This window comes from Streptomyces lydicus, from assembly GCF_004125265.1.
GTDB lineage: Bacteria > Actinomycetota > Actinomycetes > Streptomycetales > Streptomycetaceae > Streptomyces > Streptomyces lydicus_C.
In genome coordinates this window covers 3,720,673-3,734,151 of record NZ_RDTE01000003.1, presented here as the reverse complement: position 1 = coordinate 3,734,151, position 13,479 = coordinate 3,720,673, and the positions used below count along the sequence as shown (strand labels likewise).

The following is a 13,479-nucleotide window of genomic DNA, read 5'->3' as shown; positions in this document are numbered from 1 at the left end:
CGGATCCGCCGTCCGACGGGCCCGCCGTCCGCGCGGAGGCGGCGACACATCCGGCGAATCGGACGCCGATGACGGATACGTCACGCGTGGCCCAATGGGTCGCGGGGCACTGCCTCGTTCCGACTACCCTGGTTGCGTGACGATTCGCCTGTACGACACCAGCGCCCGGCAGATTCGCGACTTCTCCCCGCTCACGCCGGGCTGTGTCTCGATCTACCTGTGTGGTGCGACCGTGCAGGCCGCCCCGCACATCGGGCACATCAGGTCGGGACTGAACTTCGACATCATGCGCCGCTGGTTCGAGCACCGCGGCTACGACGTGACGTTCGTGCGCAATGTCACGGACATCGACGACAAGATCATCAAGAAGTCGGCCGAACAGGGCCGCCCGTGGTGGTCCGTGGGCTATGAGAACGAGGTCGCCTTCAACACGGCGTACGACGCTCTCGGCTGCCTGCGCCCGACCTACGAGCCGCGTGCCACCGGCCACATCCCCGAGATGATCGAGATGATGCGCGGCCTGATCGAGCGCGGTCACGCCTACGCCGCCGACGGCAACGTCTACTTCGACGTCAGGTCCTTCCCGGACTATCTCCGGCTGTCCAACCAGGAGTTGGACAACCTCCTGCAGCCGTCCGGCGAGGGGGAGACCGGCAAGCGGGACCCGCGCGACTTCGCCATGTGGAAGGCGGCGAAGGAGGGCGAGCCCAGCTGGGAGACCCCGTGGGGCCGCGGCCGGCCCGGCTGGCACCTGGAGTGCTCGGCGATGGCCCACAAGTACCTGGGGACCGCGTTCGACATCCACGGCGGCGGCATCGACCTGATCTTCCCGCACCACGAGAACGAGATCGCCCAGGCCAAGGCCTTCGGCGACGACTTCGCCGCGTACTGGACCCACAACGCGTGGGTGACCATGAGCGGCGAGAAGATGTCCAAGTCGCTGGGCAACTCCCTGCTGGTCTCGGAGATGGTCAAGCGCTGGCGCCCGATCGTGCTGCGCTACTACCTGGGCACCCCGCACTACCGCTCGATGATCGAGTACAGCGAGGACGCGCTGCGTGAGGCGGAGGCGGCGTTCGCCCGTATCGAAGGGTTCATCCAGCGCGTCGTCGAGAAGGCCGGGGCCGTCGAGCCCGCGGCCGAGGTCCCGCCGGCCTTCGCCGAGGCGATGGACGACGACCTGGGCGTCCCGCAGGCGCTGGCGATCGTGCACACCACCGTCCGCCAGGGCAATTCCGCACTGACCGCGGACGACAAGGAAGCCGCGGTGGCCCGGCTGGCCGAGCTGCGGGCGATGCTCGGGGTGCTCGGTCTGGACCCGCTCGACGAGCGCTGGTCCGGCGGCGGCACCGACCGCGGAGACGATCTCCACGGCGTCGTGGACTCCCTGGTCCGCCTCGTCCTCGAACAGCGCCAGGCCGCCCGCTCCCGCAAGGACTACGCCACCGCCGACGCCATCCGCGACCAGCTCCAGCAGTCCGGACTCGCCATCGAGGACACCCCCTCGGGCCCGCGCTGGTCGCTGTCCTGACCCCGGTCCCGCGCCCCGCCGGCCACCCGGATTCGCCTCGCACGGTGGCCGCGGGCGACACTCAATCCATACGTACGTACCCACTCCACGTCGCGAGACGTCGAGAGCAGTGAAGAAACAGGTGACCCATGGCCGGCAACAGCCAGCGCAGGAACCGCCGCACGTCCAACAAGAAGGGCGCGCAGGTCGGCAGCGGCGGTAAGCGGCGCCGGGGCCTGGAGGGCAAGGGCCCGACCCCGCCCGCCTCCGCGCGCAAGGGACACGTCAAGAACCGCGTCGCCAACGCCCAGGCGAAGCAGGCCGCATCGCGCCGCCCGGCCCCGCGCCGCGGTGGTGCCAAGGGCACCGCCGAGCTGGTCGTCGGCCGTAACCCGGTCTTCGAGGCGCTGCGCGACGGCGTGCCCGCGACCACCCTCTACGTCCAGCAGTTCATCGACACCGACGAGCGGGTGCGCGCCGCACTCCAGCTCGCTTCGGAGCGCGGCGACATCAACCTGATGGAGGCGCCGCGCCCCGAGCTGGACCGGATGACCAACGGCCTCAACCACCAGGGCCTGGTCCTCCAGGTCCCGCCGTACGACTACGCCCACCCCGAGGACCTGGCCGCGGCCGCCTTCGACGAGGGTGACGACCCGCTGATCGTCGCGCTCGACGGCGTCACCGACCCGCGCAACCTCGGCGCGGTCGTCCGCTCCGTGTGTGCCTTCGGCGGCCACGGCGTGGTCGTGCCGGAGCGCCGGGCGGCCGGGATGACGGCCGGCGCGTGGAAGACCTCGGCGGGCACCGCGGCCCGTACGCCGGTCGCGCGCGCCACCAACCTGACCCGGACCCTGGAGTCGTACCAGAAGGCCGGTCTGACGGTCGTCGGGCTGGCCGCGGACGGCGAGCTGGAGCTCCAGGACGTCGCGGCGCTGGACGGCCCCGTCGTCATCGTCGTCGGCAGCGAGGGCAAGGGCCTGTCGCGGCTGGTCGGCGAGACCTGTGACGTCCGGGTGCGGATCCCGATGCCGGGCGGCGCGGAGTCGCTGAACGCCGGTGTCGCGGCCGGTGTCGTCCTGTGGGAAGCGGCGCGCCGCCGCGGCTGAGTCCCCGGTGCCCCGGGGCCGGTGCGTACCTGTGCCACACCCCGGGGCACGGCCTGACCCTCTGTGCGTCCTCGCTGTGTCCCCTAGGACGTCTGCCCCGTATCCGGTAGGACGTCTGCCCCGTTTCCCGTAGGGCGTCTGCCGCGTATCCCCTAGGGAGTCCGTGCCGTCTCCCGCGAGGCGTCTCTCCCGGCTCCCGTCACCCTTTGACGGGTCTCGGACAGATCGACCCGGTCAAGGCAGTGTCTTAACCGGGGGTCACTCGGTTAGATGAGCGTGGACACCAGAACACCCCGCACGCCTACGGGGGGACGCTCGCCAGGCTTCGATGACGAGCCGGGCCTGAGCTCGGTCAAGGTGCCGTGCGACCCCGCGCAGGTCATCGTCAACCACGCCAGCTTCCGCGTACAGCTCGCCGCGCCCGCGGCGCGCGGCGCCCTGGCCGACGCCGCGCGCATCCCCACCCTCCGCGGCCCGGCCGCCGGCGCCAGACGCCGGACGCCCGTGGTGTGGAGCGGCCGCACCGAACCGGGCGGCACGGCCGGCGCCACCACCCAACTCCTGCACGCGGTGCGCGACGCGGGCGTCGGCCTCGACGGCGGCCAGGGCGAGGACGTCGGCACGACCCAGGTCCTGCCCCGGGTCCGCCTCGGCGACGGCGCCCCCGCCACGACCGTGATCGGCCAGCGCGGCCCCGCCGACTCCGACCGCACCCCGCTGCTGCGCGGCGTACGCCCCGTGGGCAGCGCGTACGGCGACAGCTACCAGGGCCACCCCGACCGCAGCTCCTACGGCGACCGCGGCCACACCGACGACGGTTACGACGACGGGTACGACGACGACCGGTTCCAGGCACCGGACGGCTACGACCCCGGCGCCAAGCGGCGCGGCACCGACAGCGTGCGGCACGCGTACTACCCGGGCCGCCGGATGAACCTCGGCGTCGTCCTGCTGCCGCTGCGCATCTTCCTCGGCCTGATCTCCGTCTACGCCGGCATGGGCAAGCTCTGCGACCCCGTCTACTTCGACGGCGGTGAGCGGGGCTCGATGGTCAAGTGGCTGCAGTCGCTCGACCCCTGGGCGCTGGCCGTGCCGCTCCGCGACTTCGCCGTCTCGCACCCCGTCGGCGCCGGTCTGACCGTCGCCTTCCTCCAGGTCGTCGTCGGCGTCCTGACCATCTGCGGACTGTGGCAGCGGGTCGCCGCGTCCATCGGCGCGCTGCTCTCCGCGGTGCTGCTGATGACCGTCAGCTGGCGCAGCCTCCCCGCCTACGACGCCCCCGACATCATCTACCTCGCCGCCTGGAGCCCGCTGATCATCGCGGGTGCGCCTGTCTACTCCATGGACGGGCGGCTGGCAGGCGAGGCCTGGCGGCGTCTCGGCCCCCGCGTCGAGGTCGCCGACCTGCGGCGCCGGGTGCTGCGCCGCGGCGCCGTGATGACCGCCGTGGTGGCCGGACTGACCCTGCTGATCGGATCGCTGCTCGGCGGCGCCGTACGCTCCACGACGGTCGCGACCGTCCCGCGGCCCGGCGAGCCCGCCATCAACAACCTCCCCGGCTCCCCGCTGCCTCGCCCCGGCAAGCACACCGCCCGGCCCGGTCAGCGCCACAAGGGCAGCGCCGCCCCGCGCCCCGGCACCCCCTCGGCAAACGCCTCGCACAAGGCTCGTAAGCCCGGCACCCCGTCCGCGTCGACGTCCGGCTCGGGACGGTCGGCGGGCAGCAGCAGCGGTGTCTCCCAACAGCCGGGAGCGACCACCAGCGCACCCCAGCAGACCGCGCCGTCCCGCGACTCGGTACCGACCCATGTGCCGACCTCGGCGGGCGGCACCGGCGGCGGCACCACCGGCACCGGCAGCACCGGCTCCAGCGGCTCCGGTGGCGACTCCGGGGGAGGGAGCCTCGGCGGGCTTCTGGGCTGACCGGGGTTCCGGCGGCCGGCGCCGATTGCCCGCCTGTCGCGCACGTACCTGTCCCCGATCGCTCCGCTTTCCGTACGGTTCGGATTCACCGGCCGTGACGGGGAGGGGGCGGTCGGGGACAGGTGTGTGGGGCGGGTGCGGAGAGCGTGGCGGGCGGCGAGCGGCGGGGAGGGAACGTGCCTGGGGGCCCTGCGCGGGCTGAGGTGGGCCTCCAGGAGGCCTCAGGGGGCTTCAGAGGGCCTTAGGGGGCGCCCGGGCCTCTCCCCTCCACTTCCCCTCCACTTCCCCTCAATCCCTCAACCTCCGTGCGCGCCCAGTTCCTTGGCGGCCTCGGTGAGGTCTTTGGCGGTATCGATGGCACGCCAGTAGGAGCCCTGAGGAAGCGGGAAGCCGGCGAGCCGGCGTTCGCGGGCGAGGCGCGGGAAGGTGGTGCGCTCGTGGTCGCCGCGGTCGGGCAGGAGCTCCGTGAACGCGGCGGAGAAGACGTAGACGCCGGCGTTGATGAGGTACGGAGAGGGCGGCGACTCGATGAAGTCCAGGACGTGTCCGAACGCGTCGGTCTCCACGGCACCCCAGGGGATACGGGGGCGGGCCAGCGCGAGGGTGGCCTCGGCATCGCGCTCGTGATGGAAGGCGGCCATCTCCCGGAGCGGGAAGCGGGTCCAGATGTCGCCGTTGGTGGCGTACCAGGGCTCGTCCGGGCGGGGGAGGGAGCCGGCCGCGTACTTCAGGGCGCCGCCGCGGCCCAGCGGCTCGGCTTCGACAACGGTCGTGACGCGCAACGGCAGTTGGGCCCGGTCCAGCCATTCCTGGAGCACCCCGGCCAGATGCCCGCAGGAGACGACGGCGTCCGTGACGCCTTCCTCGGCCAGCCAGTTCAGCTGGTGGCCGATGATCGGGGTCCCGGTGCCGGGAATCTCGACCATCGGCTTGGGGCGGTCGTCGGTGTACGGGCGGAGACGTGAGCCCTGGCCGCCGGCCAGGACCACGGCCTGCGTGGGGTGAGGATGCTGGGCACCTGTCATGGTTCGCACCCTATGCGGTGCGAGGTGGGGTCACTGGGCGGCGGCGACGCCGGTGGCGAAGGAGGTGTCGCAGACCGGGCGGGAGAAGGCCTGGGCGCGGTGTGCGGCACCGTACTTGGCGACCGCGGCACGGCCGAGGTCACGGGCGATGGAGACGCAGTGCTTGGCCAGCGAGGGCCGCTTGGTGGTCGCCTCCTGGAGATGGGTCAGGGCGACGCCCGGATCCTTCTCCTGGAGCTCGACCAGGAGCCGCTTGCGCAGGGCCTCCTGCGGAGCGAGCGGGCCGGCCTTGGTGGAGACCTTTCCGGACGATGCGGTCAGCACCTGGGAGTCGGTGGCCGTCGATGCCCACGGGACGCGGGTGACCGCGAGGGTTCCGGAGAGCACGAGAACGACGGGGAGGACGAGGGCGAGAGTTCTGCCGATGCGGCGGGCTGCGGAGTTCACGGTCGAGATGGTAGCGAGGAGTGATGATTTGGCGACATTTGGTCACCTTATCGAGGGATGTAATGGCTCGTCGGTGCGGTTTCGATGTTGACGCACGGGTACGAAAAGCGCGGTTATGTCCTTATGGTGCCGTGATGGTGTCATGCCGTGATGGCGACATGCTGCGATGACGCCGTGCCGTGATGACGTCATGCCGCCGGGCCGCGATGCCGCGGGTGCACAACGCGGCGGCGGCGAATAGCGGGTACTGCGTACTACCCGCTACCGCTACCGCCGCCGCTTTCACACGTCACTCATCCCGTTACCGGCCGGGCCCCGTATCAATCGGCGAGGCGTTCCCCGGACGACGTGGAGAAGACATGCGTCTCGCCCGGCCGCGGTACGACATGCAGCCGGCTGCCCTTGTCCGGGACCTGGCGGCCGTTGACCCGTACGACGAGGTCCTTGGTCTCGCCGCCGACCTCCGCGGTGCCGTACACATAGCCGTCGGCGCCGAGCTCTTCGACGACATTGACCGTGACGGCCAGACCGGCCGGTGCGTTCGTGGCCTCCTTGGACAGCGACTTCGCGGCGGCGCCGTTCTGCTCGACGATCTCGAAGTGCTCGGGGCGCACGCCTACGGTCACCGTCGTGTCGCCCTTGTCGGCGGCCGCGGTCAGCGCCTCACGGCTGACGGGGACGACGCTGTTGCCGAACTTCACACCGCCGTCCGTGATCGGCACCTCGACCAGGTTCATGGCCGGCGACCCGATGAACCCCGCCACGAAGAGATTCACCGGCCGGTCGTACATGTTCCGCGGCGAATCGATCTGCTGCAGCAGACCGTCCTTGAGCACGGCCACCCGGTCGCCCATGGTCATGGCCTCGACCTGGTCGTGGGTGACGTACACCGTCGTGATCCCGAGCCGGCGCTGCAGCCCCGCGATCTGCGTACGGGTCTGGACGCGGAGCTTGGCGTCCAGGTTGGACAGCGGCTCGTCCATGAGGAAGACCTGCGGCTCCCGGACGATTGCCCGTCCCATCGCGACCCGCTGCCGCTGACCGCCGGACAGCGCCTTGGGCTTGCGCCCCAGGTACTCGGTGAGGTCCAGGATCTTGGCCGCGTCCTCGACCTTCTGCCGGATCTCGGCCTTCGGCACCCCGGCGATCTTGAGCGCGAAGCCCATGTTGTCGGCGACCGTCATGTGCGGGTAGAGCGCGTAGTTCTGGAACACCATGGCGATGTCCCGGTCCTTCGGCGGAAGGTGGGTGACATCGCGGTCCCCGATGCGGATGGCGCCTCCGTCGACGTCCTCCAGCCCCGCGAGCATCCGCAGCGAGGTGGACTTGCCGCATCCGGAGGGGCCGACCAGGACGAGAAATTCGCCGTCTTCGATGGCGATGTCCAGTTTGTCGACGGCGGGCTTGTCGGAACCCGGGTAGATACGGGTTGCCTGGTCATACGTGACCGTAGCCATGGCGAGAAGTCCCTTCACCGGCAGGAACGTGCCGGACGATCCGAGTAAAAGGAGTGGTGTAGTCCACCGATATGGACTCTCCGTGACGCTACCCGCAGCCGCCCCCGGTGTCAGTAGCCCCGCACTCACCAATTCGGGAACCGGCATCCGCCCCACCTGGGTACACTGCTTCACGCACGCCTCCTTAGCTCAGCTGGCCAGAGCACCGCTCTTGTAAAGCGAAGGTCGTCGGTTCGAATCCGACAGGGGGCTCTGAGTATGCCGCGCTGACCTGGGGTTTCTCCCGAGAGAGGCGTTCTATTCGGCCTCGGACTCCTCGTCCGGGGCCGTTTGCGTGCGCGGTGCGTGAGCGGACGGGGCGCCAGGGCCGCGCTCAGCCGCGGATTCTCCGGCACCGTTTGTCACAGCATCGGGTTCGGCTCCGGGGGTTCGTCCGGTTCGGTGTAGCCCTCGTTCGCGGTGGTCGGCTTCGTCGGACGTGCGCGGGGGACGAGGCGGGCGGCGGCCTCGGCGATTGCCCGGTCGGTCTCCGGCAGCAAGCTCGTGTAGGTGTCCGCCGTGATCGCGATCGAGGAGTGGCCGAGCATCTCCTGGATGTCCTTCAAGTCGGCCCCGGCCGCGTGGGCGAGGGTCGCCGCCCCATGGCGCAGGTCGTGGAGCCGGATCGGCGGGAGGTCGATCTCCTCGCACAGCTCGATGAAGCGGCGGGTGACGTTGGCGGGGTGGAGCATCTCGCCGTTCTCCTTGGTGAAGACGCGTCCGGTCTCCGCCCAGGCGCTGCCCCACTCCTCGCGGTCCATGTCCTGCTGGATGCGGTGCCGCTTGAGGGCCCGGACCGTGTCTGAGTCGAGCGCGATCGTCCGAGCGCCCGCGTCGGTCTTGGGATCGTCCTCGTACACCTCCCAGCCGCTCACGACGAGTTGCTTGGCGACGGTGATGCGGCCGTCGTCGAGGTGCGTGTCGGTCCACCTCTGCCCGCACGCTTCGCCTCGCCGCAGTCCACGGAAGACGATCAGGTGCCACAGCGCGTAGAGGCGGTCCTCCGCGACGTGGTCGAGGAAGACGCCGGTGTGCTCCGGCGTCCAGACCATCACGGGCGAGGGCTTCTCGCCGGTGCGCTTCCAGTGAAGGATGCGCTCTTCTGTCCACACCAGCGCCTTGGGGCGCTTGCCAGCCTCCAACTCGACGTGGGCGGCCGGGTTGAAGGTGATCAGTTGCTGGGCGATCGCAGCGTTCAACGCGGCCCGCAGCGTGGAGCGGATGCGCTGACGCGTGGCCGGAGTGACGATGCGGCGGAAGGGATCCATCTCGGCGATGGCAGCCTTCAACACCTGGCGGCGGGCGCGGTGGACGCGACCCTTCCAGGGAATCTCGGCAAGGTCCTCAATCGCCCTGCGGCGGGTGGCATTTCCCTCGGTGATGTCGACGTTGGCCTCGGCGATGGCCTCGAACATCTCCGACAGGTGGCTGACGCGAAGACGGTCAAGGCGGAGGTGCCCGATCCGCGGCTTGAGGTGGAGACGGATGTTGCCCTCATCGCGACTGATGGCACTCGGTCGCCCCTTCTTGCCCGCCAGCCACATGTCCAGCCAGTCGCCGACAGTGAGGCGGCTGGTCAGGTCCAGGCCGTGGCTGAGGCGCCGCCGGGTCTCTTCGACGTTCGGCAGGGACGCCTTCTCGTCGGCCACCTTCTCCAGCAGCTCGGCGATCTGGGCCAGGCCCTCGGGGTCGTCGGCGTCGGAGAGCCCGAGGAGGGCGCGTATGTGGTCGAGATCGGCCTGTGCGGCCTTGAGGGACTCGTAGCCGGCGCGGCTGAAGGAGCGGCGGGTGCCGTCCTCGCGGGGCGGGAGTTCCTGGCGTATGGAGTACGAGCCGTGCTTGCGGCTGGTGAGCTTGGGGCAGTTCTTGCCGAGCGGTTTGCCGCTCTTGGGGTCGCGGCAGTAGCAGCGGCGGTGGGTGGAGCCCTTCAAAGATCGTTCTCCTCGGTGGTGACGGTGTCGGGTTCAGGTGGGTCGACGTCGGCGAGTGGGGAGGGCAGATGGGGTGGGGTGCCGCCGCCTTCGCGGATGGCGTCGCGGTGCCGGCGCAGTTCGTACTTGGCCTGGGTCGCCTGCTCGGCGTATCGGGCCAGGGCGCGCTCGGCTGCTTCCCGTTGGACGCGGTTGGCGGCGGTCTTCACCTTCCAGCGTTCGTAGTCCTCGCTCTCCACGGCGGCCAGGGCCGAGCGGAGTTCGAGGTCGTGGGCTTGGAAGTGATCGAGCATGTAATCGGTGGCGTCATCGGCAGGGGAGTCGCCGACGAACCACTGCAGGGCGTCCCAGGTCGATTGGGGGTCCTCGAAGGGGAGCTGGCGGACTTCGGTGACGTAGCCGACGGGGTAGATCAGGCTGATCGGGGATACGAGCAGAGCCTTCGCGAGGACCATGATCTCGACCAAGGGCAGGGCGGCGCGGCGGCCGGACTCCATGTTGGCGATGACGTTGCGGGGGATGAGGTAGCCGATCTCCTCGCACTTGTCGGCCAGGTCCTGTGCGCTCCACCGCAGCTCCTTCCGTCGTCTGCGGACCTCGCTGGCCACGGTGGCCATGACGTGGTCCTCCCACTCAAGGAAGTCGTCCTCGTTTTCCTTCTCGTATCCATGGTCCGAACGGAGTTGTGTCATGAAGACACATTAACTCTGGTCACAGTGGTTCTCATGCCTGGAGACGGACGTGATCGTCGCGTTCGCCGAGGGCTCACTCATGGAGGAAGCGCCGCGTGCGTGAGGACGAGATCACTGGCAAGTCGTTCGGGATGAGCCGGGAGGAGCTGTTGGCACTGCCTGCGGCTGTTGACCTGGACACGGGTAACCGGGCTCTGGGCTTGGGGCGGAGCAAGGGGTACGCGCTGGCGAAGCAGGGGCAGTACCCGTGCAGGGTGTTGCGGCTGGGTAAGGCGTACCGGGTCGTGACGGCTGATCTGTTGGAGCTGCTGGGCCTTGCCGCGTGATCGGGCGTGCCTGTAGCAGGCGTGTCTGCGCTGAGCTGACACAGAAACGCTGGACTGTGGACAGGTGTGGACGTACTGTCCGTGTTCCCTCGCCCCGGCCAAGGAAGCGAGGAAGCCTCCGGCGGGCCAACGCCGGAGGCTCAGCACACTCCACTGCCCGCATTCCACGAACGACCTGGGTGACCTGGGCCTGCATGCCCGACGTCATCGGTAAGGAGCTGCCCTGTGCAACCTACGGCACCTGAGCCCTATTCCGCAGCCGGCAAAGCGGTGTGGCCTCCAGTTGCAGTGCCCGGCCGGCCCGACCACTCCACGCCCGAGGTCGCCCCGGCGACCGAGGACGCAGCGTCGGCCCGTGCGCAGGCCGTTGACCCTGCTGAGGAGGAGGCGGTCCCGGATCCGGCGCCGACCGAGGGCTCTGCGCTGCTGGACGAACTGCGTGCGCAGATAGCCCGATTCGTGATTCCGCCCACCCAGCAGGCGCTGGACGCCGTCACGCTGTGGGTTGCGGCCACCCACCTCCAGCCCGCGTGGCAGCACGCTCCGCGCCTGGCGGTGGTCGGACCGGCGAAGCGCTGCGGCAAGTCACGGCTGCTGGACGTGCTGACCGAGACGGTGCACGAGCCAATGCTCACCATCAACACCACCCCGGCGGCGGTCTTCCGCTCGATCACGGAGGAGCCGCCCACACTCCTGGTGGACGAGGCGGACACGATCTTCGGCACGCCGAAGATGGCGGAGAAGAACGAGGAGATGCGTGGCCTGCTCAACGCCGGTCACCAGCGCAACCGCTACGTCACGCGGGTGGTGGGCAACGACCACACGCCCCGCAAGTTCGAAACGTTCGCCATGGCGGCTCTTGCGGGGATCGGCGACCTGCCGGACACGATCATGGACCGTTCGGTAGTCGTCCGCATGCGCCGCCGGGCCGAGGGCGAGACCGTCCGCCCGTTCCGGTCCCGTCGCGACACTCCGGCCCTGCACCACCTGCGCGACCGGATCGCTGCATGGGCCCGACCGTTGCTGGATGAGGCCGCTGACCTGGAGCCGGTCATGCCGGTCGAGGACCGTGCCGCCGACACCTGGGAGCCCCTGGTGATCGTCGCGGACCTCGCCGCCGGACCTTGGCCACGTCTCGCGCGGGCGGCGTGTGCGCAGATGGTCGCTGCCGAAGCGGCCGCCGAGGAGGAACACCCCAGCGGAGCGAGGATCCTCGCCGACATCCGCCGGGTCTTCGTCGCCCAGCGCGAGGTCGACAGCCTCTCCACCGCGGATCTCCTCTACCAATTGCGCCAAGACGCGGAGAGCCCGTGGGCCGAGTGGGGACGGAACGGGCTGGGTGCCCGTGACCTGAGCGCGATGCTGCGCGAGTTCGGCATCAGGTCCGGCAACGTCCGCATGGCCGACGGAATGCAGCTCAAGGGCTACATGCGCAACAAGTTCCTCGACGCGTGGCGGCGCTACTGCCCCACCGTGCACCCGGTCGACGCCGGTCCCGCGCCCAGCTCGGGCTGAGCCCCACCCCTCCGGTTGCCGTCCTTGCCGTCCCTGCCGTGATCCCGCAGGTCAAACGCGGTGAAGGCAAGACGGCAGCCGGGCTCAAGACGGCAACGCGATCACCAACGGCGCGCTGACCGCCAGGACGTCTCCCACCTCCGTCTTGTGCCGTCCTAGGCGTCCCCGCCGTATCGCCGCAGGTCACAAGGGCTTGGACCAAGACGGAAGACGGATCCGCCCCGTCCACTGCCACCCCCACGTTCACGCCGAGGGCGGCGGTGCCGCAATACGTCGGCACCGCCGCCGAGACGGAACGCCAGCACCTGTGCCGTACCTGCTCTGACCTGCGGTTTCAACGGCCAAGACGGCCAAGACGGACCACGCCACCACCACAGGAGAACCCCGCTTGACCACCCTCGCACCACCCGCCGACCGCACCGATCAGGAGACCGGTGCGTGCCGCACGCCGCGCTCAGGAGGGCAGTTGGTGATGACCAAACAGACCGCCGAGACGTATGCGCTCGTCGCGGCGGGAACCGTCATCGTCGCCCTGACTGCCGGTGGGTTCTGGCTCTCCTACGCGCACCTTGCCGAGGTCGCTGGGCAGCACGGGCTCAAGAGTTCCCCCGTACGCCAATGGGCCTGGCCCGCGACGTTGGATGCGTTCATCGTCGCGGGGGAGTTGCTGATGCTCCGCGCGGGCCTGCGGCGGCTCACCGATGGGTGGGCCATCGCCCTCACGGCCACCGGATCGATCGGTTCCATCGCGCTGAACGTAGCCGGGGTCAGCGGGGCCGGCGGGCCCGGAGCGAAGCCCCTGCTCGACTATGTGGTCGCTGCCGTACCCCCGACCGCCGCGCTGCTGGCCTTCGGTGTCCTGATGCGGCAGATCCACCAGCTTGTTGACCAGCCGGTCGGCCGAATGGAGTCGGCGTTGGATGAGGGACCGGAGTCAGCGAACGATGCTGCTGTCCGCGCCACTGAGCCACCGACCGACAGTTCCGCCCGGTCGCCGGAACCTCAGCTCCGCGAACCGGACAGCAAACCACGCGGGGGCCGCCCAGCTGGCGCCCCGGTCGAGGAACTCGTGGAGATCGGTCGTATCGCCGCTGCCGAGCAGGGCAAAGCCACCCGCGCCATTGTCCAAAAGGCCATACGGGCCAAGGGACTGACGGTCAGCGGGGAACGGCTGACCGAGGTGATGGAGGTCCTTCGACGCGAGCTCGAAGCCGCTTCCGGCACCGGTCCCGATAGGGACTGACCGCTCGCCCCACGGGGTGACCGGAACCCTTCCGGTCACCCCGCCAGCCGGTCACCGCCCCCCCACCGCCTGGTCAACCACACCTGTGGGCGGGTCGGTGACCGCCTGGACTCCGCCCAACCTTCGCCGTCAGCCCGCCTGCCCTCGCTCGTCCCTTCCGGAGAACCACTGATGACGCATGACCCACACCAGGCCGAGGACACCCTCGACGAGCCACAGCCCCTGACGAAGTCCCCTGGAGTGATGGGCCTTTTGCGGCGGGCAT

11 protein-coding genes and 1 tRNA gene are annotated in these 13,479 nt (G+C 70.0%); 7 read left to right on the top strand and 5 right to left on the bottom strand.

What is annotated here, in order from left to right:
- The first annotated feature begins 136 nt into the window (after window positions 1-136).
- The 3 genes from cysS to D9V36_RS18675 all read left to right on the top strand — a co-directional run bounded on the left by cysS (window position 137) and on the right by D9V36_RS18675 (window position 4,539).
- On the top strand, window positions 137-1,531 hold the full coding sequence (gene cysS, locus D9V36_RS18685) for a cysteine--tRNA ligase (RefSeq protein WP_129294795.1): 1,395 nt from the start codon (window positions 137-139) through the stop codon (window positions 1,529-1,531).
- 128 nt (window positions 1,532-1,659) lie between these two features.
- Window positions 1,660-2,616: a 23S rRNA (guanosine(2251)-2'-O)-methyltransferase RlmB gene (gene rlmB, locus D9V36_RS18680; RefSeq protein WP_129294794.1), complete on the top strand. Its 957-nt coding sequence runs from the start codon at window positions 1,660-1,662 to the stop codon at window positions 2,614-2,616.
- Between the two features lie 270 nt (window positions 2,617-2,886).
- Entirely contained in the window at window positions 2,887-4,539 is a 1,653-nt protein-coding gene (locus D9V36_RS18675; RefSeq protein ID WP_164992978.1) for a DoxX family protein, read from the top strand.
- Window positions 4,540-4,835: 296 nt separating this feature from the next.
- On the opposite strand, the gene D9V36_RS18670 is transcribed toward D9V36_RS18675, so the two are convergent.
- The 3 genes from D9V36_RS18670 to D9V36_RS18660 all read right to left on the bottom strand — a co-directional run bounded on the left by D9V36_RS18670 (window position 4,836) and on the right by D9V36_RS18660 (window position 7,468).
- Window positions 4,836-5,564, bottom strand: coding sequence for a nucleotidyltransferase family protein (locus D9V36_RS18670; RefSeq protein WP_129294793.1), 729 nt, complete (start codon window positions 5,562-5,564; stop codon window positions 4,836-4,838).
- A gap of 30 nt (window positions 5,565-5,594) precedes the next feature.
- Window positions 5,595-6,011 carry a hypothetical protein gene (locus tag D9V36_RS18665; RefSeq protein ID WP_129294792.1) on the bottom strand — a complete coding sequence of 139 codons (417 nt, stop codon included), beginning with the start codon at window positions 6,009-6,011 and terminating at the stop codon, window positions 5,595-5,597.
- A 320-nt stretch (window positions 6,012-6,331) separates the two neighbouring features.
- Window positions 6,332-7,468: an ABC transporter ATP-binding protein gene (locus D9V36_RS18660; protein WP_129294791.1), complete on the bottom strand. Its 1,137-nt coding sequence runs from the start codon at window positions 7,466-7,468 to the stop codon at window positions 6,332-6,334.
- Window positions 7,469-7,646: 178 nt separating this feature from the next.
- On the opposite strand from D9V36_RS18660, the gene D9V36_RS18655 reads away from it, so the two are divergent.
- Window positions 7,647-7,720 (top strand) — tRNA-Thr (locus D9V36_RS18655).
- Between the two features lie 149 nt (window positions 7,721-7,869).
- On the opposite strand, the gene D9V36_RS18650 is transcribed toward D9V36_RS18655, so the two are convergent.
- Window positions 7,870-9,438, bottom strand: coding sequence for a tyrosine-type recombinase/integrase (locus tag D9V36_RS18650; protein WP_206739692.1), 1,569 nt, complete (start codon window positions 9,436-9,438; stop codon window positions 7,870-7,872).
- Entirely contained in the window at window positions 9,435-10,130 is a 696-nt protein-coding gene (locus D9V36_RS18645) for a helix-turn-helix domain-containing protein (RefSeq protein ID WP_129294790.1), read from the bottom strand. Before D9V36_RS18645 ends, D9V36_RS18650 begins: the two co-directional genes overlap by 4 nt.
- 131 nt (window positions 10,131-10,261) lie before the next feature.
- Here D9V36_RS18645 and D9V36_RS18640 point away from each other — a divergent pair, with 131 nt between their 5' ends.
- From D9V36_RS18640 to D9V36_RS18630, 3 genes are all read left to right on the top strand, one after another.
- On the top strand, window positions 10,262-10,456 hold the full coding sequence (locus D9V36_RS18640) for a hypothetical protein (protein WP_129298510.1): 195 nt from the start codon (window positions 10,262-10,264) through the stop codon (window positions 10,454-10,456).
- A 225-nt stretch (window positions 10,457-10,681) separates the two neighbouring features.
- Window positions 10,682-11,971: a DUF3631 domain-containing protein gene (locus D9V36_RS18635; protein WP_129294789.1), complete on the top strand. Its 1,290-nt coding sequence runs from the start codon at window positions 10,682-10,684 to the stop codon at window positions 11,969-11,971.
- A gap of 388 nt (window positions 11,972-12,359) precedes the next feature.
- Window positions 12,360-13,214: a DUF2637 domain-containing protein gene (locus D9V36_RS18630; RefSeq protein WP_414505539.1), complete on the top strand. Its 855-nt coding sequence runs from the start codon at window positions 12,360-12,362 to the stop codon at window positions 13,212-13,214.
- Window positions 13,215-13,479: the final 265 nt, after the last annotated feature.